The organism is Parerythrobacter lutipelagi (assembly GCF_005434975.1).
Taxonomy (GTDB): domain Bacteria; phylum Pseudomonadota; class Alphaproteobacteria; order Sphingomonadales; family Sphingomonadaceae; genus Parerythrobacter_A; species Parerythrobacter_A lutipelagi.
In genome coordinates this window covers 1332893-1357785 of sequence record NZ_SKCJ01000001.1, presented here as the reverse complement: position 1 = coordinate 1357785, position 24893 = coordinate 1332893, and the positions used below count along the sequence as shown (strand labels likewise).

24 protein-coding genes are annotated in these 24893 nt (G+C 62.3%); 9 read left to right on the top strand and 15 right to left on the bottom strand.

The annotated features are described in order from the left end of the window. Positions 1-10: 10 nt before the first annotated feature. Genes E0502_RS06785 through E0502_RS06770 form a run of 4 tightly spaced genes read left to right on the top strand, consistent with a single transcriptional unit; the run spans position 11 to position 3940 of the window. Positions 11-1387, top strand: a complete 1377-nt coding sequence (locus E0502_RS06785; RefSeq protein WP_137677143.1) for an amidohydrolase — start codon at positions 11-13, stop codon at positions 1385-1387. After that, positions 1384-2694, top strand: a complete 1311-nt coding sequence (locus E0502_RS06780; protein ID WP_137677142.1) for an amidohydrolase family protein — start codon at positions 1384-1386, stop codon at positions 2692-2694. The genes E0502_RS06785 and E0502_RS06780 overlap by 4 nt, the downstream gene beginning before the upstream one ends. A gap of 14 nt (positions 2695-2708) precedes the next feature. Next, positions 2709-3203 (top strand): FKBP-type peptidyl-prolyl cis-trans isomerase, encoded by a 495-nt coding sequence (locus tag E0502_RS06775; protein ID WP_137677141.1) that lies wholly within the window; start codon positions 2709-2711, stop codon positions 3201-3203. Positions 3204-3259: 56 nt separating this feature from the next. Continuing rightward, positions 3260-3940, top strand: coding sequence for an NnrU family protein (locus E0502_RS06770; protein ID WP_137677140.1), 681 nt, complete (start codon positions 3260-3262; stop codon positions 3938-3940). A 162-nt stretch (positions 3941-4102) separates the two neighbouring features. On the opposite strand, the gene E0502_RS06765 is transcribed toward E0502_RS06770, so the two are convergent. Both E0502_RS06765 and E0502_RS06760 read right to left on the bottom strand, forming a co-directional pair. Continuing rightward, on the bottom strand, positions 4103-4900 hold the full coding sequence (locus E0502_RS06765; protein WP_161593717.1) for an alpha/beta hydrolase: 798 nt from the start codon (positions 4898-4900) through the stop codon (positions 4103-4105). A gap of 1 nt (position 4901) precedes the next feature. Beyond that, entirely contained in the window at positions 4902-5699 is a 798-nt protein-coding gene (locus E0502_RS06760; protein WP_137677138.1) for a crotonase/enoyl-CoA hydratase family protein, read from the bottom strand. A 239-nt stretch (positions 5700-5938) separates the two neighbouring features. Between E0502_RS06760 and E0502_RS06755 the strand changes: the two genes are divergently transcribed. Next, on the top strand, positions 5939-6184 hold the full coding sequence (locus tag E0502_RS06755) for a hypothetical protein (protein WP_137677137.1): 246 nt from the start codon (positions 5939-5941) through the stop codon (positions 6182-6184). A gap of 215 nt (positions 6185-6399) precedes the next feature. Here the strand turns inward: E0502_RS06755 and dxs are convergent, their stop codons facing one another. From dxs to rpe, 11 genes are all read right to left on the bottom strand, one after another. Then, a complete protein-coding gene (dxs, locus tag E0502_RS06750; RefSeq protein ID WP_137677136.1) occupies positions 6400-8322 on the bottom strand; it encodes a 1-deoxy-D-xylulose-5-phosphate synthase in 1923 nt (640 codons plus the stop codon). Positions 8323-8416: 94 nt separating this feature from the next. After that, positions 8417-8797, bottom strand: a complete 381-nt coding sequence (locus E0502_RS06745; RefSeq protein WP_137677135.1) for a hypothetical protein — start codon at positions 8795-8797, stop codon at positions 8417-8419. Between the two features lie 37 nt (positions 8798-8834). Then, positions 8835-9098: a hypothetical protein gene (locus E0502_RS06740; protein ID WP_137677134.1), complete on the bottom strand. Its 264-nt coding sequence runs from the start codon at positions 9096-9098 to the stop codon at positions 8835-8837. A 385-nt stretch (positions 9099-9483) separates the two neighbouring features. Next, positions 9484-10200: a hypothetical protein gene (locus E0502_RS06735; RefSeq protein WP_137677133.1), complete on the bottom strand. Its 717-nt coding sequence runs from the start codon at positions 10198-10200 to the stop codon at positions 9484-9486. A gap of 46 nt (positions 10201-10246) precedes the next feature. Then, positions 10247-12259: a CHASE2 domain-containing protein gene (locus E0502_RS06730; protein WP_137677132.1), complete on the bottom strand. Its 2013-nt coding sequence runs from the start codon at positions 12257-12259 to the stop codon at positions 10247-10249. Further along, positions 12250-12714 (bottom strand): Fur family transcriptional regulator, encoded by a 465-nt coding sequence (locus tag E0502_RS06725; RefSeq protein WP_137677131.1) that lies wholly within the window; start codon positions 12712-12714, stop codon positions 12250-12252. The genes E0502_RS06730 and E0502_RS06725 overlap by 10 nt, the downstream gene beginning before the upstream one ends. A gap of 54 nt (positions 12715-12768) precedes the next feature. After that, the gene (msrA, locus tag E0502_RS06720) at positions 12769-13446 is read right to left on the bottom strand and encodes a peptide-methionine (S)-S-oxide reductase MsrA (RefSeq protein WP_420813480.1); all 678 of its coding nucleotides are present in this window, start codon (positions 13444-13446) and stop codon (positions 12769-12771) included. After that, positions 13443-13580, bottom strand: coding sequence for a hypothetical protein (locus tag E0502_RS15065; protein ID WP_161593716.1), 138 nt, complete (start codon positions 13578-13580; stop codon positions 13443-13445). Before E0502_RS15065 ends, msrA begins: the two co-directional genes overlap by 4 nt. A gap of 161 nt (positions 13581-13741) precedes the next feature. Beyond that, positions 13742-15331, bottom strand: coding sequence for a bifunctional phosphoribosylaminoimidazolecarboxamide formyltransferase/IMP cyclohydrolase (purH, locus tag E0502_RS06715; protein ID WP_137677568.1), 1590 nt, complete (start codon positions 15329-15331; stop codon positions 13742-13744). A 272-nt stretch (positions 15332-15603) separates the two neighbouring features. Then, positions 15604-17499, bottom strand: coding sequence for a heparinase II/III family protein (locus tag E0502_RS06710; RefSeq protein WP_137677130.1), 1896 nt, complete (start codon positions 17497-17499; stop codon positions 15604-15606). After that, a complete protein-coding gene (gene rpe, locus E0502_RS06705) occupies positions 17499-18161 on the bottom strand; it encodes a ribulose-phosphate 3-epimerase (protein ID WP_137677129.1) in 663 nt (220 codons plus the stop codon). The genes E0502_RS06710 and rpe overlap by 1 nt, the downstream gene beginning before the upstream one ends. 144 nt (positions 18162-18305) lie before the next feature. Here rpe and E0502_RS06700 point away from each other — a divergent pair, with 144 nt between their 5' ends. From E0502_RS06700 to E0502_RS06685, 4 genes are all read left to right on the top strand, one after another. Continuing rightward, on the top strand, positions 18306-18569 hold the full coding sequence (locus E0502_RS06700) for a PqqD family protein (RefSeq protein ID WP_137677128.1): 264 nt from the start codon (positions 18306-18308) through the stop codon (positions 18567-18569). Positions 18570-18886: 317 nt separating this feature from the next. Further along, positions 18887-20644 carry an asparagine synthase-related protein gene (locus tag E0502_RS06695; protein WP_137677127.1) on the top strand — a complete coding sequence of 586 codons (1758 nt, stop codon included), beginning with the start codon at positions 18887-18889 and terminating at the stop codon, positions 20642-20644. A gap of 37 nt (positions 20645-20681) precedes the next feature. Further along, positions 20682-22358, top strand: coding sequence for an ABC transporter ATP-binding protein (locus E0502_RS06690; protein WP_137677126.1), 1677 nt, complete (start codon positions 20682-20684; stop codon positions 22356-22358). Between the two features lie 147 nt (positions 22359-22505). Further along, positions 22506-22997: a DUF2141 domain-containing protein gene (locus E0502_RS06685; protein WP_137677125.1), complete on the top strand. Its 492-nt coding sequence runs from the start codon at positions 22506-22508 to the stop codon at positions 22995-22997. Between the two features lie 6 nt (positions 22998-23003). Here E0502_RS06685 and E0502_RS06680 read toward each other — a convergent pair whose 3' ends face one another. Both E0502_RS06680 and E0502_RS06675 read right to left on the bottom strand, forming a co-directional pair. Further along, positions 23004-23897 carry a hypothetical protein gene (locus tag E0502_RS06680; RefSeq protein WP_137677124.1) on the bottom strand — a complete coding sequence of 298 codons (894 nt, stop codon included), beginning with the start codon at positions 23895-23897 and terminating at the stop codon, positions 23004-23006. After that, the gene (locus E0502_RS06675; protein WP_137677123.1) at positions 23894-24877 is read right to left on the bottom strand and encodes a diacylglycerol/lipid kinase family protein; all 984 of its coding nucleotides are present in this window, start codon (positions 24875-24877) and stop codon (positions 23894-23896) included. Before E0502_RS06675 ends, E0502_RS06680 begins: the two co-directional genes overlap by 4 nt. Between the last annotated feature and the right edge of the window lie 16 nt (positions 24878-24893).

Genomic DNA, 24893 nt, shown 5'->3' with positions numbered 1-24893 from the left:
GACACCGACAATGCGCTATCGTGCCTTTGCCATTCTGGGAGGCGCGATAGCGCTTGCCGCCTGTTCTACTGACGGCGGAAATGGCGCGGTCAAATCTGCCAGTTCTGCGGATGCCGCCGCCGAAGCGGATGCGCCGTTCCCCTCGACCTATTCGGCCTACCCCGGCACGCCGACTGCATTGGTCGGTGCGACGGTCTACGACGGGGCTGGCAATGTCATTCCCGGGGGCACAGTGTTGTTCTCCGGTGGCAAGGTCGAAGCGGTCGGGCTGAATCTTGCAACCGATGGCTACGCTGTGGTCGACGGCAGCGGCAAATTCGTCACGCCCGGGATTATCGACATTCATAGCCATCTGGGCGACTATCCTTCGCCTTCGGTCGATGCGCATTCGGACGGCAATGAAGCGACCAGCCCGACCACTCCCGAAGTATGGGCGGAGCATTCCGTCTGGCCGCAGGATCCCGGCTTCAGCCGCGCCATGGCCAATGGCGGGGTTACGTCGCTGCAAATTCTTCCCGGCTCTGCCAATCTGATGGGCGGACGTTCGGCCACGCTCAAGAACGTACCCAGCCGTACGGTCCAGGGCATGAAGTTCCCCGGCGCGCCGTACGGCTTCAAGATGGCCTGCGGTGAGAATCCCAAGCGCGTCTATGGCGGTCGCGGACGCATGCCTTCCACGCGTATGGGCAATTTCGCGGTCAACCGGCAGACCTGGCTCGATGCCAAGGTCTATGCCGAGGGCGACCGGGAGAAACGTGATCTGGCTAAAGAGACTCTGGCCGGTGTGCTCGACGGCGACATCCTCGTCCACAACCATTGCTACCGCGCCGACGAAATGGCGCTGGTCATGGATATGGCCAAGGAGATGGGCTACAAGGTTAGCGCATTTCACCACGCGGTCGAAAGCTACAAGATCGGCGACTTGCTGCGCGAGAATGACGTCTGCAGCGCCATCTGGGCCGATTGGTACGGCTTCAAGATGGAAAGCTATGACGGCATACCCGAGAACGGGGCCTTCCTGTGGAAGGCGGGCGCCTGCGTGGTCATCCATTCGGACGATGCCAACGGCATTCAAAGACTCAATCAGGAAGCGGCCAAGGCACAGGCGGCAGGCAAGCGGGTCGGCATGGACATTCCCGATGCCGAAGTGATCCGCTGGATTACGCTCAACCCGGCAAAAGCCATGGGCATCGACGAGCAGACCGGTAGCCTGGAAACCGGCAAGATGGCCGATGTCGTGCTGTGGAACGGTGACCCTCTGAGCGTTTATTCGCGGCCAGAGAAGGTGTGGGTCGACGGCGCTCTGCTTTATGATGCGAACGATCCCAAACGCAGGGCGGTGAGTGATTTCGAGCTTGGTCAGCCCGGTGAAGGAGATGTGAAATGATCCGTCTCACAATGCTTGCCGCAACTGCGATTGCCACCCTCTCCGCTCTCGCGGGTCCGGCCACTGCGCAGGACATGGTGATCGTCAACGCCAAACTCGCCACAGGCGACGGCAGCGCGCCGATCGATCAGGGCGCGGTTGTGATAGACGATGGCAAGGTGGTCTATGCGGGGCCGCAATCCGGCGTCGGCTCGTTCGAGACCGATACTGTCATCGATGTCGCTGGCCAGTGGGTCACACCGGGTATTTTCGCTTCGGCAACGACGCTTGGCCTGTGGGACGTGGGCGCAGTCAGCGACAGCAACGATGCCGCTGCGAGCAGCTCGGACTTTGGCGCGGCTCTCGATGTGGCCCCTGCTCTCAATCCATCGTCTCAGCATGTCGCGGTAAGCCGGGCCAGCGGGGTCACCCGCGCGAGCGTCTATTCGCGCCCGACCGGCTCGATTTTCGGCGGACAAGGCGCGGTCGTTGACCTCGGCGCCGATGCGAACATGGTCAGCAAGCCGCGCGCATTCCAGATGGTGGCACTCGGTGAATATGGCGCGCGTATCGCAGGTGGCAGCCGGACCGCCACCTATGTCGAACTGGCGAATGCATTGCGCGAAGCGCGCGAAATCGCTGGTGGCCGCCGGGTCCCGGAAGACTCGCGGTTGACACGTCAGGATGCCGAAGCGCTTGCAGCTGTACTTTCAGGTGAGCAGTCGCTTTACATCGTGGTCAACCGTGCCTCTGACATCCGGCAGGTGCTCGCGCTTCGCTCGGACTATCCGCGTATTCGGATGGTGCTGGTCGGCGCCGCTGAAGGCTGGATGGTCGCGGAGACCATCGCCGCTGCAGATGTGCCGGTGATCACCGATCCGATGCAGGATCTTCCCGGCAGTTTTGAATCGCTGGCGGCAACGCAAAGCAATGTCGGCCGCATGGTTGATGCCGGGGTCAAGGTTGCAATCGGCACGCTTGACGGCGGAACCGGCGAACAGCCGCGCAACGCCGCGCAGTTTGCGGGTAATCTCGTGTCGCTGCAGCGCGTGCCGCGCGCCAACGGGCTGACCTGGGGCGAGGCTTTTGCCGCGATCTCTTCAGTCCCCGCTGAGATCGCCGGGTTCGGCGGTCTGCTCGGTGTGCTTGCCCCGGGGGCGACTGCCGACGTGGTGATCTGGGACGGCGACCCGCTCGAAGTCTCCTCAGCGGCAGTCAAAGTCTTTATCGACGGGATCGAGCAACCGCTTACCAACCACCAGACGCGTTTGCGTGACCGCTATCTCGACCTTGACGAGAGCGACTTGCCCAAGGCTTATGATTGGTGAGTGCCCGGTCGGAGATGAAGGGTACATTGCTGGCCCTGGGTGCAGCGGGCCTCGCCATTGCCGGATTTGCTGCCTTCGCGCAGGATGGAACACCTGACTATTCGCAGGACTATGCTTGGCAGAGCGCGCAGCAGATCGCCTTGGCGGAGCGGGCCGCGAGCGACGAGTGGTTCGGGCTTGAGGGCGGCGTCATGTGGCGGCGTATCGATGGGGACGGGACCGGCAAGCATCCGAAAGTCAGCGACACCGTGACGGTGCACTATGCCGGCACTTTTGTCGACGGGACGACTTTCGACAGCTCATATGATCGCGGCGAGCCCGCCACTTTCCCGCTTGGCCGGCTGATCAAAGCCTGGCAGCTGGCCATCCCGCAAATGGGCGTGGGTGATACGATCGAGATCGCCGTTCCAGCCGACCAGGGATATGGCCCGCAAGGCAAGGGCCCGATCCCGGGCGGCGCGACACTGTTGTTCAAGATCGAGCTGATTTCGATAGCAAACGGCACATGATCGCCAATTAGGTTTTGATTTGATACTCATTGCGACCTGACCTGTGGGAGGGTGACATGGAATCTGCAATGACATCGCTGATTGCCGCCAGCATTGCTTTCGTCGGCACGCATTTCGCAATGTCGCACCCGCTGCGCGCACCGATGGTTCGGGCCTTCGGAATTAGCGGCTTCTTGGGAGTTTACTCGCTGGTCAGCGCGGGCTGCATGGCGTGGATGTACTTTGCCTTTGACGCGGTCGACGCAGGTCTGGCGCTGTGGGGAGGCTTCGGCGATGCTGTATGGATCGTCGCCTCGATCCTGACGCTCTTGGCGATGATCCTGTTTGCCGGATCGCTCATCGGCAATCCGGCGCTGCCTGCACCCGGCGCTGAAGCTGCTGCCCGCGCCGAACCGGGCGGCGTGTTCAAGGTGACCCGCCATCCGATGATGTGGGGCTTCGCACTGTGGGCGCTGAGCCATATGATAGCCGCCCCGACACCGCGTACCCTGGTGGTGGCGCTGGCGGTTCTCGTCCTCGCACTGGTGGGCGCGCATCTGCAGGACCGCAAGAAGGCGGTACTGATGGGCGAGGCATGGCGCGAATGGGAAAGCAAGACGAGCTATTGGCCGCGCTGGGGCAAGCTGCTGACGGTCGGGCTGTTCCCGCTAATCGGCGGCAGCGCGATCTGGCTGGCTACAACCTGGGCGCATATCCCGCTCGGCGGGTGGGAAGCCGGGATCTGGCGCTGGCTGTGATTCGCACTTGTTCAGCTTTGCAGGCCGAAAGCTGAGCAAGTGGAACACATGGAACACAGTCCAAAGGCTGAAATCCGATCGGCCCGGACGAATTCTCGGCGCGCATCGACAATGGGAAAGAGCGCGGCGAAACTACCATGCCGCGCCGCCTGTAGGACAGCTTTAACGGGTCGGTAGCGCTTGGACCCACGCCAGCCGTGCAGCCTGCGATTGCGGTGCAAAGGTCAGCTCATGGCCCTCCCCCTCAAACGGCTGGAAGGTCACATCCCTGACCAAGACTGCCAACTCTTGACCATGAGCGAAGGGTACGACCGGGTCTGCCGTGCCATGCTGAATCAGCACCGGCATAGCGAGCTCCGGGACTTTCGCCGCATTGTCATAGCTGTCGCGCAGCAGCCAGCGCACCGGCAGCCATGGCGCGATCTCGCGCGCGCGGTTCGCAAGGCTGGTGAAAGGCGCAACCAGGATCAGCGCTCGGACGGGATATTCGCTCGCCATCTGCACCGCCGTGCCGCCACCGATCGAATTGGCCGCGATAATCGTGTCGTCAGGTGCAATACCCTGTGCGGAGAGCCACTCCATCGCCGCGCGCCCGTCTCGGTAGAAGCCCGCCTCCGAAGGCGCCCCCGGATTGCCGCCATAACCGCGATAATTGACCAGCAGCAGACCGTATCCCGCTTCGGCAAACGCCTTGTTCGCAGCCATGCTGCCTGCCAGCGTGCCGCCATTGCCGTGAAAATAGACCAGAGTTGGCTCCCCCGGATCAGCTGCGCGGGCAAAGGCACGCAAAGCGAGCCCGTCAGAGGATTGCAGCGAGACAGCGCGATAGCCGGGCGCCGGCTCCACCCGATCTTGCGTGGCCGGATAGATCAGCCGGTCCTGCATCGCCCAGGCCATCAGCGCGACGAGTCCATAAAGCCCGAGGAAGACCAACGGCACGATAACCAGCAGGCGAGTCACGTCACTCGCCCGTAAAGTTTGGCACGCGCTTTTCGAGCAGCGCGTCGACGCCCTCCATATGGTCTGCGGTGACATGCATCAGCGCCTGCGCATTGGCCGCCATCTCCAGCGCGGTGTCATAGCTGGTGCGCCGCCCCTGCCGCATCAGGTTCTTCGCCTGCCGCAATGCGTGCGGCGGCATGGCGGCGACCTTGGCGGCGAGCGCGCGGGCTTCGTCCATCAGTGCGTCGGCCTCGACCGCGCGGCTGACGAGGCCCCATTCGAGTGCTGTCACCGCGTCGATAACGTCGCCGGTGTAGAACAGTTCTGCCGCACGCGCTTCGCCGATGATGCGCGGCAGGATCCATGTGCCGCCGTCACCCGGAATAATGCCGAGCTTGAGGAAGGTGACGCCAAACTTCGCTTTCTCGCTCGCGATGCGCATGTCGGCCAAGCATGCGAGATCGCAGCCCAGCCCGATCGCCGGGCCATTGACCGCCGCGATCAGCGGCACGCGCAGCCCGTAAAGCGCGCGCAGAATCTTATGAATATTATTGCGATAGCCGTCCGCGATGGCAGGCGGCGTGCCACCGAAATTGCCCGTCCGCTCTTTCATCGCCTTGACGTCGCCGCCCGCGGAAAACGCCCGACCCGCCCCGGTCAGGATGACACAGCGGACGTCCATATCCGCATTGATCGCATCGCAGGCAGCGGTGAAGGCATCGCCGTCACCAGCGGCGCCGAGCGGGTTCATCGTGTCGGGCCGGTTGAGCGTGAGAGTGGTGATATGGTCGGCGGTTTCGGTGGTGAGGAGGGTCATGGGCGAATGGTCCTTTCGGGCCGCTTTGCCATCAGCGCATTACCGCGTCACCCTTAACTCGTCAGGCGGCCCGAAATAGGAAGGGAGTTGTTCGACGCCCTAGCTCTGCCGGGCCCGACGCAGCGAATGCCAGTGAACCGCGATAAGCCCAAATTAATCGTTCTGAAGAACCGATTGATGACAGTCGGATAGCTATCGCAAGGTTCCGGCCAAATCATTGCAATGCAGCTTGAACCACTATGTCGAAAGTCAGCCTAGGTCTTCTGTCGATCACGATTGGACTGATAGTCCTGGCTACACTCTTGGAATTGCCGTTTGCTGCAAACGGTAGCGGCCTGCTATTCGTGGCCGGACTGGTCTATGCCTATTGGGTGGCACGGCGCGAGCTGCAACTGCTGACCTACATCAAGAATACGCCCGACAACGGTGAAGCGAAACCGCGCAGAGCCGCCTCGGTAGTACCGCAAGGTTACTCTCCAGAATGATCGAAGTCCGCAGATCCGCCACCTGACCCCACTCGCTAGTGGGGTTCTGCCGGTTCGACCTGCTTTGCATTGACGACAGAACCGATGGAAAATTCCGCGAGGGGCGCGGCATTGAACACCGGGGCCAAGGCCCCTGGACCTGCACCAGTTTCTACCGCCAATCCTTGCAGCCAATCGTATGACACCATCGGCACGCCGTGTTCACGGGTGAATGCTCAGGCCCGCGCTTCTTCCACGCCCGCCGAATTGTGCCGCAGTGCTTTCAGCACTGTCTCGACGATCTGCGGCGCGTTGAGGCCGGCTTCGTCATACTGCTTCATCGGATCGTCGTGGTCCTGGAACACATCGGGCAGGCGCATGGTGCGCACCTTCAGCCCGCTGTCCGTCAGGCCCTCGTCCGACGCATAGGTCAGCACATGCGCGCCAAGGCCGCCAATCGCGCCTTCCTCGACCGTCACCACAATTTCATGCGTGCGCATCAGGCGTTCGATCAGTTCTTCATCGAGCGGCTTGGCGAAGCGCATATCGGCGACGGTGGTGGAAAGGCCTTTCGCCTCCAGCTGGTCGGCGGCTTTCTTCGCCTCTTCCAGCCGCGCACCCAATGACAGGATCGCAACCTTGGTGCCTTCACGCACGACCCGGCCCTTGCCGATTTCGAGCTTCTCCAGTTTTTCCGGGATGGCCACGCCGGTGCCCGCGCCGCGCGGATAGCGGAAGGCGATCGGGCCATCGTCATATTCCACCGCCGTGTAGGTCATATGCGCCAGTTCCGCTTCGTCAGCGGCGGCCATGACCACGAAATTGGGCAATGTCGCGAGGTAAGTGACGTCGAACGCGCCCGCATGGGTGCAGCCGTCAGCACCGACCAGCCCGGCGCGATCAATCGCGAAGCGGACCGGCAGGTTCTGGATCGCGACGTCATGCACCACCTGGTCATAGGCGCGCTGCAGGAAGGTCGAATAAATCGCGGCAAACGGGCGCATACCCTGCGCGGCAAGACCCGCTGCAAAGGTGACGCCGTGCTGTTCCGCAATGCCGACGTCGAAGCTGCGTTCGGGATGGGCCTGGGCGAACTTGTCGACGCCGGTCCCGCTCGGCATGGCCGCGGTGATCGCGCAGATGCGCTTGTCGGTCTCTGCCAGCTTGGCGAGTGTTTCGCCGAACACGTTCTGATAAGCGGGCGGGCCGCCCTTCGACTTCTTCTGCTCGCCGGTAATCACGTCGAACTTGGCGACGCCATGATATTTGTCGGCACTGCTTTCAGCCGGCTCGTAACCCTTGCCCTTTTTCGTGACGACATGGATCAGGACCGGGCCCTGTTCGCTGTCACGCACATTTTCCAGCACGGGTATCAGATGTTCCAGATTGTGCCCGTCGATCGGTCCGACATAGTAGAACCCCAGCTCTTCGAACAAGGTCCCGCCGGTCACCATGCCGCGGGTGTATTCCTCCGCCTTGTCGAGCGCCTTGTGGACACGGCGCGAGATCTTGGCGACCGCCTTCGACGCGAGGCTGCGCAGGCCGAGATATTCGCTGCTCGATACCATCCGCGCGAGATATGCCGAAAGGCCGCCCACCGGCGGGGCGATCGACATGTCGTTGTCGTTCAGAATGACCACCAGCCGGTTGCCCGCCTGCTCGGCATTGTTCATCGCTTCGTAGGCCATGCCGGCGCTCATCGCGCCATCGCCGATCACGGCAATTCCGCGGCCCGGCTTGTCGTTGAGCTTGTTTGCCACGGCGAAACCGAGCGCGGCCGAGATCGAGGTCGAGCTGTGCGCCGCACCAAACGGGTCGTATTCGCTCTCCGCGCGCTTGGTGAAGCCGCTCAGGCCGCCGCCCTGACGCAGAGTGCGGATGCGGTCACGCCGCCCGGTGATGATCTTGTGCGGGTAGCACTGGTGGCCAACATCCCAGATCAGTTTGTCGTCCGGTGTGTTGAACACGTAATGGATGGCAGTGGTCAGCTCGACCACGCCGAGACCGGAGCCAAGATGGCCACCGGAAATGCTGACCGCATCGATCATCTCAGCGCGCAATTCGTCGGCAAATTGCCGCAATTGCGACTTGTCCAGCTTGCGCAGGTCGGCGGGATAGGTGACCGTGTCGAGCAGCGGCGTTTCAGGCGTAGAATTCATGGCTCCGGCTGTAGCCGCAGCACAGAGGCTTGTCGATTCCGTTGCAGCAGGACCTTCGCCTGGCGTCCTTACCTCGGCTGCTGCCGGTGCGGCGTCATGGCCCCTTCCAGACACCATCCTCTTCGTCCGGGCCCTTGGGCGGTGCGGATACCCGCTGGTTGCATCCTTCGCCCCCGTAAGTGATCAAGCCGCCGCCATCGAGCCTTTCGAACGTGATGAAGCGCACGTTGGTCGGAAAACAGATTCGGCCCGATACCGGCACGATACGGCCAATCGGGTACCATCTGACCGCATCGGCGGATCCGCGGACGACCTGCATTTGCGGCGCTTGGGGCGGGGGCATCTCCGCCATCGGGGGCGGTGGTGGGGGAGGCGGCGGTGGTCTCGTGGCGCAGCCAGCGAGTGCGAGCCCTCCGACTGCGGTCAACAGACCCATCGTCGTTTTTGCACTGATCGCTCTTTTGCACATGCTCATCGACGCATTTTCCTTTTCGTCCATTGCTTCGTTGGCATCATGGACCCTTCCACACACCGTCCGCTTCATTGGGACTTGGCGGGGGCGCAATAACTTGATTGTTGCAGCCCATCCCACCGTAAGTGACAAAGCCAGCTCCATCGAGCCGTTCAAAGGTAATGAACCGGACCTCGCTGGGGAAGCATATCTCGCCTGATACCGGCACGATCCGGCCGATCGGGTACCATTTAATCGCATCGGCAGAGCCGCGAATTACCTGCATTTCGGGCCGTGTGCTCTTGCCGCCAGCCCTCTCTCCCATGTAACCAAGTAGCTCATCGTTGGTCGGTGGAGGGGCAACCCGCTTGTTGCAGCCGCCGCCTCCGTAAGTGATCTGGCCACCCCCATCGAGCCGCTCGAAGGTAATGAATCGTGCAGCTTCCGGGAGGCAAACTTGAGCTGATGAGTCTACGACTCTGCCAATAGGATAAAACGTCAGCGCAAAATCAGAGCCGCGGACCACCTGCATTGATACAGCTGGGTTTGGGGGCGCCTCTGCAATCGGCGGAAGCGGTGCCGACTCAGTCGCGCAGCCCGTGACTGCAAGTGCTCCGATCGCGGCCAAAAGTGCCATCACTAGCGCTGGCCGGCTCTCGTTCTTGCGCCTGTTCACGTTTGCATCCCTTTGTCCGATTGCTGAAGCAGGGTCACGGACCGCGCCACACACCATCTTCTTCGTCGTCGCCTTTGGCCGGCGGCGTCGCAACCTTGTTGCAGTCGCCGCCGCCATAAGTGATTTGTCCGCCGCCATCGAGCCGCTCGAAAGTGATGAACCGCGCTGTCTCGGGCAGGCAAACTCGCGCATCGACCGGCACCGTGCGCCCGATGCCATACCATGCAAGCGCGCCCGGATCGCCGCGCACCACCTGCATTCGCGGCGCGGGTGGCGGGCCGGGCGAAGCGCCCCTCACCGCGCCTGTCCGGACACGCGCTCTGGGCCGACTGCTGGTCAGTGCCGCATAGGCCGAGCGTCGAGAGGCGCCCCGTGCAGCGATGCTGAAAGTTCCGGGGCCGGTCAGCACTCGCGTACCCGATTTATCGAGAACGGTTACGCGATCGCCTGCCGCCAGCGTGATCCGCCCTGCCGGATTGAGGCTGCGCCCGATAGGAAACTGTGCCGCGCTAGGCCCGGTTGATTTGACGATCACCGCGCCGGAACCCCCTATCGTGGGCACTGCGTAGCAGCCAAACCCGTCGTCGGGATTCTCGCAATCAGCGTCGGCATTGGATGTATCGCCCGATGCTGAGGCGACTGAGACGACTTCTTCCTTGCCCGGAGACGGGCCAGCACCTTCTGTTGCCACAGCGGTCGAGGCTTGAATCTCCTCGTCGCCGGCTGTGGTGCAAGCGCTGAGACACAGCATCAGCAAAAGCCCCAAAAATGACGCGCTTCGACCGCCCTTGGCGAGATTATTTGGATCCGAGAACATACGGCTTCTCCCCGGCGACAATGTCCCACCGTTCAAGCAATTTTTCAATGGCTCCTGGCGGATCGGAAATTTCATCGAGCTTTGCACGCGATTGGGCATCACCGGACAGCGCCTTTCGGACGAGGTCAGCGAGAATTCCGTCGCGCACCGGTTCGAACACGGGGATAGGCGTGTCGACCCCCGACAGCACGATCTCGCCGAGCGGCAGATAGTCGAAATCCCCCGCCGCCTCGCGCACGGCCTCGCTGACCAATATGCTGCTGCCGAGATATTTGTTTGCGCCTTCCAGCCGTGCCGCAGTGTTCATCGCATCGCCAAGGGCTGTGTACTGGATGCGTTGGCGGCCGCCGAAATTGCCTACGATAACCGCGCCGCGATGCAGGCCAATGCGGGTCCGGCCGAGCTGTTCCCCTTGGTCTGCGAGTTCGCCGCGCAGGCGTTCGGCACATTCATCCAGCGCCAGCGCGCAGGCCACGGCATTCACGCTGTCCTTGTCGCTGGCAAACGGCGCACCCCAGAACGCAACAATCGCATCGCCGACATATTTGTCGATCGTACCCTGATGCGCGAGGATGATTTCGCTCATCTCGTCGAGATAATGATTGAGAATTCGCGCCGTCGTTCGCGGCGGCTGGCTGTGGCTGATCCGGGTGAAGCCTTCCAGGTCGGTGAACAGCATGGTCAGCACGCGTTCCTCGCCTTCGAGCGAGAGCTTGTCCGGATCAGCGAGAATTTCTCGCGCCACGGTTTCAGGCAGGTATTTGCCGAGGGCGCCTTGGGCAAAGGCGCGCTCTCTGGATGTTCGCTGGCGGGCAAGATAACCGGAGCCGAAAATCACCAGCAGCCAGCCGATGGCCCATCCCGCAACCGGCACTTCGAGCAGGTCGTAACCGGCATAATGCAGCGCGATCGGCAGCAGAGCCAGAATCGCTATCTGGGCTATGATCGCTGTGCCTTGGACAACATAACGCCGATCCAGCTGGGCCGACGCCGCAGCGGCCAAGGCCAGAACCAGAGCGACCAGGACTATCAGCCAGATCGGAACCGGTTTGCGATAGTCCTGATCGAGCAATTGGCGCAGCATATGGGCATGGACTTCAACCCCCGGGAGCGATTCTTCGCCCACCATCCGCGTAATCGGGGTGGCAAGGCGGTCGGCGCGAAACATATTCAGACCGATCAGCACATATTTGCCGCGCATCTGTTCAGCACGCGCTTCCGCAAACCGGGGATCGGCCAGAGAAGAAATTGCGAACGCGGGAAACATGCCGCGCGTGTTGGTGTCGTTCGATCGATCGCGGATTTGCGCCAAGCGCGTGAAAGCGATCGATCCTTCATAGCCAAACCCGCTGCCTTCTTCGAAACCCGCAACCGCTGCGGCGAAAGGCAGTTGCGCCTTGTCATCCCGAACCGGCCAGCTCCGTGCGACCCGGTCGCTGCCAACGCCGATCTTCGCTGCCGAGCGCCTGACCCGTGGATTGCCGATTGCATTCCAGAAACCATCCTGCGCCCGGATCGAATCGTCTGCGATCGCCGGGTCCCAAAATTGCCCCCCATCGCGATCCGGATCGGCATAGACAATCGTCGTTGGCGCTGAGATCGAAGACAGGACATCGGTCAATTGTGCCTGATCGTCGGTTGTCTGAGCGAAGAAGAAATCGATCCCGATGGCCTTTGCACCGGCCGCATCCACCGCCGCGATGGCCTTGGCCAGTATGGCCCGGTCTATCGGGCTGGTCTTGCCGGTCTCCAGCGCAACCTGATCGTTGTAATACAGAATCCGGATATCGGGGTCCTGACCGACCCTGTCAGCGAGTGTCGTGGCGTAGAAATCGTGGAGCAGGCGTTCCACATCGTCCGTGATCGGCGTATGGTGCGAGACAAGCGGCGGTATCAGGCTTGCCAGCAGAACCAGGGCAGTTGCTGCCAGGCCGAGCAGCCGCGGCTTGCGCGAACTACCGGTTCCGCCCGGCTGAAGCCAGCTCAGCTGCACGCGGCGCAGAGACCCCTGATTTCGATTATCGGTCGCTCGGGCATGAAGCCCTGACCCTGGGCAACGTTGCGCACCGAGTTTGCAATGGCATCATCATCGACATGCGTCGCTTCCCCGCAATCATCGCACACCAGGAAGATGCAATCGTGCAGGCAGCCCGGATGGCTGTTTGCGAGGAAGGCGTTCGCGCTCTCGACCCTCAACGCAAGGTTGTTGGCCACAAACAGGTCGAGAATGCGATACACGCTGTTGGGGGCCACGCGTTTGCCCCGCTTGGCCGAGAGATTGTCAGCGATATCATAGGCCGAGGCGGGTTTTTCATGGCGCGCCAGCTCCTCGAACACATCGGCGCGCAAGCCGGTCCATTGCTCGCCGGCCGTGGTCAACGCCTCGCGCGCAGCATCGATGAGCGTTGCGCCCGAATGTTCTTTGTGGGTGTGTTCGTGGCTTGCCATGGGCTCGATATAGCGAGCCTGCGGGCGAACGCCAATCGCCGCGCGATTTTGCGCTCAGTTGCGGATGAAGCTCGAGCGGTAATTCTTCGGGTACATGCGTTCGAGCGCGGCGATCTTGGGCGCATCCCACCGCACGATGTAGCGGTGGCGCGGGTTCTTGAGCGCAAAGTCCTGATGATAGGCTTCTGCTTTGTAGAACGCGCGGTAAGGGGTGATATCGGTCACGATGCGGCCTGACCATTTGCCCGATGCCTGCATCTGGCTGAGATAGGCCGAAGCAACCTTGCGCTGTTCGGCGTTCACGGGGATCAATTCAGCGTTGTAATGTGCGCCGCGATCCGGGCCCTGACGGTTCTTCAAAGTGGGATCGGCAACTACCGAGAAGAAAATCCGCAGCAGTTCGTCATAACGCACGATCTTGGGGTCGTAGGTGATCTTCACCGCTTCCGTGTGGTTGGTCATCCCGCTGCTCACGAGATCGTATTTCGCAGTGGAGGATTTGCCGCCGTGATACCCCGACACCGCGCTTTTCACGCCCTTCACATGGCTGAACACAGCCTCCACACCCCAGAAGCATCCGCCCGCAAACACGGCTGTCTTGAGCCCCATGCCTTCATTGGCAAAGCGCTTGGCCGCAGGTGCAGCAACAGGCTTGTCGAGCGCTGAAGCGGGCTGGCTGCAACCGGCAGCCATCAGCGTCAACGGGAGGATCGCACCGAGGAAACGCTTCACTGGACTGTCTCCGCTGCGGCCGCTGGAATCGGCGAACCGATCAGGTCTGGCCCGATCTGCGCGAGCATGATCAGCGCCCCGGCGAGAAAGCCGATCGCGAAATTGCGGGTGAGGTCCGATTTGAGAAAATTCATGGTTCTTCTTCGATTTGTCTGCGTTGCAGTCGGGCTTAGCGCGGGCCCGCTTGCAATCGGGTGAATGGCGGCGTTGTCGCGAGTTCATTCGCACAAGCGCCGCCTCCGGTTACACACGAAGATACGTGCAACCGGCCATTTCGGATGCAATCCGGTGCGGATCAGTGGCGGAAGTGGCGCATTCCCGTGAAGACCATCGCCAGACCCTGCTCGTTCGCAGCGGCGATCACTTCGTCGTCGCGGATCGATCCGCCCGGCTGGATAATCGCCGTTGCGCCCGCCTCTGCTGCCGCGAGCAAGCCGTCGGCAAAGGGGAAGAACGCGTCCGAGGCAACTGCGCTGCCCTGCGTGCGCGGGGCATCCCAGCCATAGGTTTCAGCAGCCTCTGCGGCCTTCATCGCGGCGATGCGAGAGCTGTCGCGGCGATTCATCTGCCCCGCACCGATGCCGGCGGTGGCGCCGTCCTTGGCATAGACGATAGCGTTGGATTTGACGTGACGCGCGACAGTCCAGGCAAACAGGCAATCTTTCAATTCCTGCGACGTGGGCGCACGCTCGGTAACCACTTTCAGCGCGTCTTCCGTGATGGTCGCGCTGTCCCGGCTCTGGACCAGCAGACCGCCTGTGATCGGCTTGACCGCCAGCCCGCCGCGGCGGGGATCGGGCAGGTCCCCGGTGACCAGCAGGCGCAGGTTCTTTTTCTTCGCAAACACTTCACGCGCTTCGTCCGAGACCGACGGGGCGATGACCACTTCAGTGAAAATCTTGGCGATGGCTTCTGCGGTTGCTCCGTCCAGTTCGGTGTTGACCGCAACGATGCCGCCGAACGCCGATACGCTGTCGCAGGTCAACGCCTCTTCCCACGCTTCAGCCAAGGTGCCGCGCTGGGCCACTCCGCAAGGGTTGGCATGTTTGACGATCACCACGGCGGGATCGCCACCGGCGAACTCGGCACACAGTTCGAGCGCGGCGTCAGCATCGTTGTAATTGTTGTAGCTGAGCGCCTTGCCCTGCAGTTGCTCGGCCTGCGCGATACCGCGCCCGTGCGGCCCCACCGGCAGGTAAAGCGCGGCCTTCTGATGCGGGTTTTCACCATAGCGCAGTTCGACCGGCGCCTTGCCGTTGACCGCGAGGAAATCAGGAAAAAGCTGCTGCTGGTCGGCGAAACCGAACCATTGGCTGATCATCGAATCATAGGCAGCCGTCGCCGCGAAAGCCTTGGCTGCGCACCGCTTGCGGAAGTCGAGCGAGGTCGAACCATCAGCGCCTTCCAATTCGCTCAAAAGCTCGGCGTAATCGCTCGGATCGGTCACGATGGTGACGAATTGGTGATTTTTTGCTGCCGAACGAACCATGCTGGGACCGCCGATATCGATATTCTCGATAATTTCGGGCCGCTCGGCGCCGCGCATGACGGTCGCTTCGAATGGATAAAGGTTCACCACCACGAGATCGATCGCGCCGATCCCGTGTTCCTCCATCGCTCCGGAGTGTTCGGGATTGTCGCGCACGGCGAGCAGGCCGCCATGGACCATCGGGTGGAGTGTCTTGACCCTGCCATCCATCATCTCGGGAAAGCCGGTCAGATCGGACACGTCCTTCACTTCCAGCCCGGCCTCGCGCAATGCCTTCGCCGTTCCGCCGGTCGACACCAGTTCAACTCCGCGCGCGCCGAGCGCCTGCCCCAGCTCGACCAATCCGCTCTTGTCTGACACTGAGAGCAGCGCCCGTTTAATCGTCACATCCGTCACGTTTGCCATCCTCTAATGCCTTCGGGCTTGCAGTGATTGCCTTGAAAAGTCTGTCGATTGAGCGGGGCACACGGGCCATTGATCGCTCCGCACAAGTACCGCAACTGCGTTCAACGGGCTTGTCAAGAAAACCTCGAAGCGGCGGGCAGGTCTTGCCCGCTCACCGCGTTGCCCGTCTCTTTCGCTAAACCCTGTATCGCGCGTTTCCCGCGCCTCGCAAGCGAACAAATTCTGCTCCGTCACGGCTGGCCCAAAGGCATTTGGGGATGACCCTATCCCATTTGTTTGAGCAACCAGGAAAAGCTTCCCCCGCTGCGCGATGTCATGCCCTGGATTACCAGTTGCTGGATCGGCTGCGGACGACCGTTTCCGTCGACCCACATGCTTTCCTCGATCGAAACCTCGCCGCCGTCGTCACCCGAGATGCGGAACTGCCAATAGCTGCCGTCCGATGCCGCCAAGCCCGCCCCTCGCTTGTCTTCCGAAAGACGCAGCTCGACGCCCGGCCCGATGTGGAAGCGGATGGCAAAACCGATCTTGCCGCGTTTGCCGCGCTTGCCAGATGGCACCAGCAGGTCTTCGCCGCGCAGCTCGGATCCGTTGTCCCGCAGGATCAGCACGCGGCGATGCACAAGACCGTAGCGCGCGGCGTAGCCGTCGTGGCTCGCTTCGATCCGGGTGGCCGTGCCCTGCGCATTCTTGAGCGTCCGGCGATCGACCTCGACTTCGTTCACCCCTGCACCAAGCCGTCCGTTGATATGGACCGCCGTCGAATTGGCGTCGTCGAGCACCAGCGTCGAATGCGCCGCGGTTGCGCGGAGCCCCTGCTCGATGCGCGCTGGCACCTGACCGCCGGCAAATGCAGCGCCGCCGCAATTGACGATCAGACGCTGCCCTTTCGCGCAGAACTCGAACGCCAGTGTGGATGCACAACCAAACCGGGCATGACGAGACAGTGGCGGCGGTGCTGCATCGAAGATCAGCGTCGATTTGCTGGCGAGCACGCGCTGGTATCCCCATTGGCGCACGTTGGCGAGCGGGCGTGTGCGCACGCCGCTCGCATCGATCAGCGCGGCGAGCCGGTCATGCCGCACTGCGCCCGCGCCCTGCCAGCTACCCAGCGCGCCGTCCGAATGAACCAGCGTCAACAGCGGCGGAACCAGCAGCTCCAGCATATGTTCGATCAGTTCGGGCGGGTCACGCTCGACCGCGCGATAGCATGCTGACAGATCGACCAGCAGCATTATCGCGTCCATTTGCGCAAGCGGACTGCGCGACAAAGTGCCGCCATCGTCCGCCACCAGTTCGCCCAGCGCACGCGACAGGCCCGCTTCGCCGAACAGCCGGCGCGGCCGGCCCTCAGGCATGAGCAGACCGGCAGCAATAATCCCGCACCAGCCGGCGATCTCGCCCAAACGATCGGACGAATTCTTCACATTTCGGTCGAGCCAGCGCGCAGTCGTCGCGATCGCTTCGAGCCGGTCCTTGCGTTGACGCTTGTCGGCCGCAGACAGAACCAGAGGCGCGTGCACCAGCCAGTTCAAAAGCCGCAGGCCGACATTCTCGACCCGCCACGCCGGCCCCTTCGCCGGCTTCGGGTTTGCATCGAGCCACGCCTGCACAATCCGGCTCGCGGTCGGAGCGCCTTGCTCTTTCGGCCCGGAGGCCGCGATATCACGCAGCCAGGTGAAACCATGTAGTGCCCGCTCGAACGGTGCCGTCAAATGTGCGGCGGGCGCGAAATCCATCTGCGCAATCGGCGCTTTCACACCGTGCACCAGAAAATGCCCCGCCCTGAGCGCGACGCCTCCCGCGCGATCCCCTGTCAGCGGCGTTTCAACTGCGGCCAACAGACGGGGTCGGGTTGGCTTGCTGAACGGCGACGCCAATGTCGATGGCGGGACGCCAAGACGATATGCCACGCGGATCAGCCGCTCGACCGCATTGTGCGCCGGGTTGGAAAAATCGCTTACGACCAGCGATCGGCCCGGCTCCAGCGTTTCACGCTTGGCGAAATGGGCTGCGCTTTCACCTGCGACGAGCGCCTCCTCACCGCCCGCGTTTAGCGGAACGGCGCTGGCCTGATCATCGAATTCGAGCTCTGGCGATTCCGCTTCAACCACCGATGCTGAGGCGCGCTCGGGTTGCCGCGTTGTCGCATCAACCATCAATTGCCCCCCTTCAATGCCGCGATATTGGCGGCATATTGGCTCGGACCGCCTTTGAAAGTGGCGCTGCCGGCAACCAGCACATCGGCCCCTGCGTCGACGCATTGCCGCGCAGTTTCGGAATTGACCCCGCCATCGACCTCAAGGTGGATGGGCTTCCCGATGCGCCCGATACGCTCACGAATGGCCTCGACCTTGCGCAGCTGGCTGTCGATGAAGCTCTGCCCGCCGAAACCCGGATTGACGCTCATCACCAGCACCAGATCGGTCAGGTCGAGCAAGTAATCGAGCGCTTCGACCGGCGTTCCCGGGTTGAGCACGACCCCGGCTTTCTTGCCCAGCTTGCCGATAGCCTGCAGCGTGCGATGCGCGTGCGGCCCCGCTTCGGGATGGATCGTGATGATATCCGCCCCGGCCTCGGCGAATTCTTCGAGATAGGGATCAACCGGCGCAATCATCAGATGGACATCGAACGGCTTCGATGTGTGCGGCCGCAAGGCTTTAACCACCGCCGGGCCGATAGTGATATTGGGCACATAATGCCCGTCCATCACATCGACATGGATCCAGTCCGCCCCGGCCTCGTCGATCGCCCGCACTTCTTCGCCCAGCCGAGCGAAATCGGCAGACAGGATCGAAGGAGATATTAGCGGACGGGCCATGGCCAACTTTGGTTACGTGTCTCGGGTCACAGTCCGGCGTAGAGCGCGCGAATCGCTGCCACAAGCTGGTGGCGGGCGTTTTTCCACACTGTCCCCGCAATTCGGCCCATGGCCCCCAAGCGGTTTTGCGATTAGAACTGGCGAATGAAGAAGATCCGCAAGGCCTGCAGCGACCTCATCGAGACGGATGTCGATGACGAGACGATCATCGTCCAGCTCGATAATGGACAGATGTATTCGGTCGAAGGCACAGCACGAGCGATCTGGCGTGAGCTGGACGCAGGTCCGACGCGCGACACACTTATCTCAGCCCTGGCAGAGCAATTCGATATGGAGCGAGCGGCCCTGGAACCTGACGTTGATCGATTTCTTCACGATGCAAGAAGCGCGGGTATTGTAACATCTTAAGCTGCGCATTGCGCGAAATGGGTCGAAGGCGTAGAGTAACACAATGCGCAAGAAAAGTGCCTCGAAAACCGGCAGGATGCCACAGGCCGAACCTTGGTCTACACCCGAGCTCAAGCACGTCGGGTCGATCGCCGATGTGGCGGGCAGACCAGTTCCGGTCGATCAAGATGCCGGCAATCGAAAATCCTGACAGCCGCCGATCTGGCGGGAATTGGGATTGAGCGTTGATCGCCGCATGGCAGCAATGGGGCAGGCCTGACCGCAAGCCTCCTGCCGAACTGAAGCGCCAGATGCGAGGATTTGCAGATCCCTCGCTCATGACCGTAGATCACGGTATGGCGGTGCCCGGCGCTGCTCTCGATATTGCAATTCTGGGGACAATCGACGGCCCGGATTGGCTGATCGAACAGGCGAACGACAACCCGCGGCAAGCCTATGCACTGGCTCTGAACCGGTGGGGCGATCAGGCAGACGCACATCTGCTAGGAAACTACGCAGCCATTGCGCGACTGGTTGACGGCAGTTGGCGCTTGTCGCGTTCGCCCTGGGATGCGCCACCGCTGCATTTTGCGAGCAATGATCGGCATTTTGCTGCTTCGCCTCTGCTGCGCTTGTTGTTTGCTGCTGGGGTCGAAAAAGTCCTCGACTACGACAAAATCGTCGATCAGCTGGCTTACGACTTTCGCGATGGCGAGGCACACAGCTGGTACCGCGGCATACACTCCGTGCCGTTGGGCAGCGTCGTACACTGCGCGCCGGGCAAATGGTCGGTCGGTCGCTGGTACGATCCGGCTCAGTTCCTCTCAGACCACACTGAAGCTCCGCCCGATGCGGCCGACCAGACCTATGCCTTGCTGTGCGAAGCGGCAGGCAAGGCGCTCCGCATCTCGCAGAGACCGGCAATCGCACTGTCCGGCGGGCTGGACTCGCCGCTGGCAGCCTGCGCTCTGCTTGACGCAATGGTACCGGGCGCTTCGCTGCCATCGATCACCTTCACCCCCAGCCCAGATTGGCAAGGGGCGGACGCGCCGGGCACGATGAGCGACGAATCCGGCTATGTCCGATCATTCGCCAGACTGCATACGCGCATCGAACCGCACTTCGTTGTCCGCGACACCGCACGCACCGGCGAGACCAACCGGGAAATGCTGCGCGCCATGCAAGTGTTTGCTCCGGGCTTGGCCAATGTCGAAGCCTTCCACGCAGTCTTTGCCAAAGCGAAGGGGCTTGGGCGCGATACGCTGATGGTCGCAGACCTCGCCAACCAGAGCTTTAGCCAGGATGGACGGTGGGCCTATGTTGAATATGCGCGCAGCGGGCGATGGGCCGAACTTGCCAGACTTCTGGACAACCGCCCTGGTGACAGTCGTTCTCTGGCCCGCAAACTGCTCGCACTCAGCATCCTGCCTCAACTGCCGCATCCGGTACGATCGGGGCTCAGGTCGCTGGTTCACCCGAAACGGCGCGATATGGTTGCTTTGCTGACTCCGCTTTCGAAGCAGGCGGCGGCGACGCAGGCTGAGCGCGCACGTGAGCGCGGCAGTGGCTCCGATTGGGCGGATCAGACATTCTCCCCAGACCGCGTGGCGGCGTTGAGGCACGATCATTTTGCTGCCGATAGCGAGAAAGCCGATGTCATGCTGGCATTTGAACAATTGTATCGGGTGAACCGGCGCGACGTGACAGCCTATCGCCCGCTGATCGAATATTGCATCGGCTTGCCGACAGAGAGTTTTGCAAGCGAGGGTATGGAAAGAAAGCTAGCTCGGGGCTTGGGCAAAGGCCGCATGCCGGACGCGCAGCGGCTCAACACGGACTACGGTCGCCACAATGCGGACTGGCACCAAGCAATAGGGTGTAAGCGGGAAGAATATCGCACCGCCCTGAACACCATGCGGAGCCATGATTTTCTGAGCCAAGTTCTCGATATTGACCGGCTTGACCGGATGCTGCGCGAATGGCCCGAACAAGGCGGGCATGACATCGAGCAGGACTGGCCGCGCATGCTCGCGATACCGCGCGCGATACTCGCCGCACAATTCGTTGCCGTGATCGAAGGGCGAAACGACCTTTGACAGCGCGGTCGAATTGCGGGCAAGCCTTGCACCGACCATGCGCGCAACTCTCTCCGACCTGATCCGCCTCGCACGAGGACCGCGCCTGTGGGCGCTGGGCGCGTTGAGTGTTCTGGGTGCAGCGCTCGAAGGGGCCGGTTTCGTCATGCTCGTCCCGCTGGTCGATGCCACGCTGGGAGGCCGGGCGACCGGTCAGCTGGCGGGGGCGATGGAATGGCTTGGCCCTCTGCCCTCTCTCGGGACTCTGCTCGGCATATTCGTCGGCCTGCTCGCGCTGCGGGCTTGCGCCGAATTCCTGCGCAAGCTGATCGCTTTCGACATCCGGATGGGCATCGTTGACGGGTTGCGTCACCGGGCGATTGCAGCTCTGGTCGCCGCTGACTGGCGTTTCCTCGCGCGACAGCGTCAGAGCGATAATCGCGCGCTTTTGCTGACTGCGGTGGAACGGGCCGGGCTGGCGTCGGCAAGCCTCTTCTCGCTGGTCACGACAGGGCTCAATCTTGTTGCAGTTGCCCTGGCCGCGCTGGTGATCTCGCCGCTCTTCGCCTTGGCGGGCGTGCTTGCTGGCGGCCTTGTGCTGCTGCTCTATCGCGGACTTCGCCGCAATGCCGGCAAGCTTGGCGAGGCGCTGACGGGGCGCAACAAGGCCGTGTTCGGCAATCTGGAGAAAACACTCGACGGGTTGCGGATCATCAAGAGCTTCGGAGCCGAAGATCGCATGGTCGAGGAAGCCCGAAGCGGCTTTACCGATATGCGCAAGGTGCAGCGCCGCTATATTGCGCAGTCGAGCCTCGCCCGGCTGATGCTCCAGATCGCAGGGGCAATCGTGCTCGCCGCGATAGTTTGGTTCGCTGTGACACGCTGGAGCTTCGACAGCGCCATGCTGTTGCCGCTGATTGCGATTTTCGCGCGGGCCGTACCGCAACTCGCTGGCTTGCAAGAGCAATGGCAGGACTGGTCGCACGCTGCACCAGCCCTGCACGAAGTCAGGGCGCTGATCGAAACCGCAGAGGCTGCAAGGGAGCAGCAGGGAGCGGGGCCTGCGCAAGCCCACACACTCGAACAAGCGTTTGAAGTGCGGAACATTACAGTCCAGCACCGCGCAGGCTTGCCCGCAGTCGACCGCGTCTCTCTCGAAGGGGCAGCCAATTCCATCATCGCTCTGACCGGCCCGTCTGGCTGCGGCAAAAGCACCCTGGCCGATGTGCTAGGAGGACTGATCGCGCCGGACAGTGGCGAAATCCTGCTCGACGGGAAAGTGATGCAACCGGGCGACCGCCATGGCTGGCGCAGCCGTGTCGCCTATGTCCAGCAGGAAGCGGTGCTGTTCCATGGCTCGGTGCGGGACAATCTGCTCTGGGCTGATCAGGACGCAGATGACGCCGCATTGCACGCAGCACTGCGCCGGGCCCACGCGGCGTTCGTCCTCGACCTGCCCCAGGGCCTCGATACACCCGTTGGCGATTCCGGACGGCACCTTTCAGGCGGCGAGCGTCAGCGCATCGTCCTGGCGCGCGGCTTACTGCGCGATCCGTCCCTGCTGATCCTCGATGAAGCCACCAGCGCGCTCGATGCCGCGGCAGAACGGGAAGTGGCAGACGCGATCGAGGCCATGCGGGGAAGCTGTACGATCCTCGTCATCACCCATCGCGGGGTCCTGTCCGAACTCGCCGACCGGACGGTGGCGATGGACGCGGGGCGCGTTGTTTCGTGACCAGCTTGAACGCAGCTTAACCTTCGAATTCAGGCGCAATTCAGGGGCTGCGGCTTACCCGGTTTGCAACACAGGGGTATCCCGACACAGATTCTTCAGGCGCCGCGACTGCGCCGCATAGCCAGATATTTCCAGGGACTTTCGAGCATGAGCATCAAGCAGACCTTAAAATTCGGGACCATGGCGCTTGCCGCAGCAGGCCTCGTGCTCGCTGGTCCGGCAGCCGCACAATATCGCCAGAAGATTGCCCACGATCCCGGCAAATGCCGCTCGGGCTCGTCCGTTAAAGTGAATATCACCGGCATCGAGACCTCGTCCGGAAACATTCGCGTCCAGAGCTATCGCGGCACGAAGGCCGACTGGCTGGAAAAGGGCCGTTGGATCAATCGCATCGAACTGCCAGCAAGCAAGGGATCGATGACGGTGTGCATGCCGCTGCCGGGGCCGGGCGTGTACGGCATCGCCGTACGCCACGACACCAACGGCAATGGCAAGACCGACCTGTCGCAGGACGGCGGGGGCATGTCGAACAATCCGTCGATCAACATCTTCAATCTGGGCAAACCAAGTTACAAGAAGACGCAGTTTTCGGTTGGCGACAGCCCGAGCTCGATCACCATCCGGATGCGCTATATGTGATCGGCATCACTGCTTGCGCTGTGCCCGCCACAGTTTGAACAGCACGCCGGGAGCGGCAAGCAACGGATGCTTTTCGCGCCAAGGCGTCACTTCCATGGCAATGCCCGTATGACGTTCGATCTTCCATGCGGCGTAGCGCGCGGCGCCGTCGAAGGTGGTGCTGGCCTTTGCCAGCCGTATCAGGTTGAGCGGCTTGCCCCACCGCCTCCGTGACCCCCACCACCGCTTGATCTGGCGGCGCCGGGCCGCCTCGATCTGCGGGGTAAGAACGCCGCTTTCCTGCGAAAACGCCACTCCATCCGCTCCCCATGCGAGCGGCAAAAGGCCATCGAAATGCGCTTGGTTGACTGACAGGATCGAGTCTTCACGGCCCGATTTCTCAACCCGGAATTCAGCCTGGTATGTGGCGCGGAACAGCGCACGCCAATAGTCGGCCGCCAATCCGCTTTCCGGGCCCAGCGCGGCAGCCAGCCGGGCGGCCGTTCTGGCCGCCTCGGCCAGCGCATCGATGACTTGCGAGCGAAAATCAGCACTTCGCGCCCAGACCAGCGCGCTGGGTTGCACGAACCGGGCCCAAATCGTCGTATCCCGGGAATCGCCGGCAGCAGCTCGCCTGAACTGCTCGAGCGACATCGCAGCCACTTTGGCGCGTAGCACGGTCCCGCCGGTCTCCCATTCGTGATAGCTGACCCGCGGCCAGATCCGCTCGCGCTGCGGGCCTGGCTGGAGCAGGTAGAAATCAAGCACGCCTTCAAGTTCGCCGGTGCGCAAGTTGGAACCATAAAACAGCGCCGCATCCGCACCCGCTGCTGCAGCCAGATTCTCCGCAAATTGCGCGACCTCGGGCCTGACAGGCGCATCCAGCCGCGCGGCTATTCGGCTTCCGAGCGTCTCGTTCACGGTACGACGAAGCGCAGCGCTGGTCCGGGATCAACCCGGTAATGCCCGCCTGCAAACGCTTCGCCATCGAGAATGAAATCGTCTTCGATGGCAAATTCGAATGTCTCGACCGCATGCTGATGAAGGCCGCGCGCTGCAGCTTTCTCGCCCGGACCGGCAAACAGGATTTTGGGCAGCGCGGCCAGCAAAGCGCGGCGCGGCCGGTCCATCGCAGTGATCTTGAGCCCGGTTTTGTGCTTGCCGAACAGCTTCAGGCCGACCGGGAAACGTTCAAGCGTCGACGCCAACATCACCGCGCGCCGTCCTTCATATCCATGCCCGGTATGCGGCAACGGCGTGCGACCGGGGCCAATCAACAGTTCCATCCTGGACCCGCGGCGCCATTTGTTGGCATCGCTTCCGAACAGCGCCTGAATCACGCCCCAGGCTGCTGTAACGCCGACCGCCAGACTGTTGAAAGCGCCCATGCGGTGCGCGTCCTGTCCAGCCTGAATCCCCAATGTAAAGCCCCCGGTGCCAAGGATAAAGCCAGCCAGCGGCGTGCCGCCACCGTCAAGCGGCGTCACCACAAGAGGGCGGCGAAGCACTCGACTGCCGCGCTCGTAGGCATCGATCGCGTCGATCAGATTGTAGCCATTGGGCGCCCCCAAATCGACGTTCAGCGCATTGGTCTTGCCTTTGGGAAGCACGGCGATTGCGGGCCAGTTGTCGCCAAATACGCCCATTCCGCAGGTCAGCACGTCACGCACCGTGCCGTCACCGCCATTGATGATCAGATACTCGATGCCGCGCTCGACAAAATCTTCCAAGGTCGACCGGATCTCTGCATGATCGCGCGGTTGTGCGAAGTGGACATTTTCTCGCGAAGCGAAGTCGAGGTCCTTGCCTTGGTTGCGATGGCTGCGCGGATTGTAAATCACGCCCACGACAGGCGAATTCGCGTGTGATTCCTGCAATCGGGGAGGGTCGGGTCGAGCCATCGAGCGCCGCTTTAGA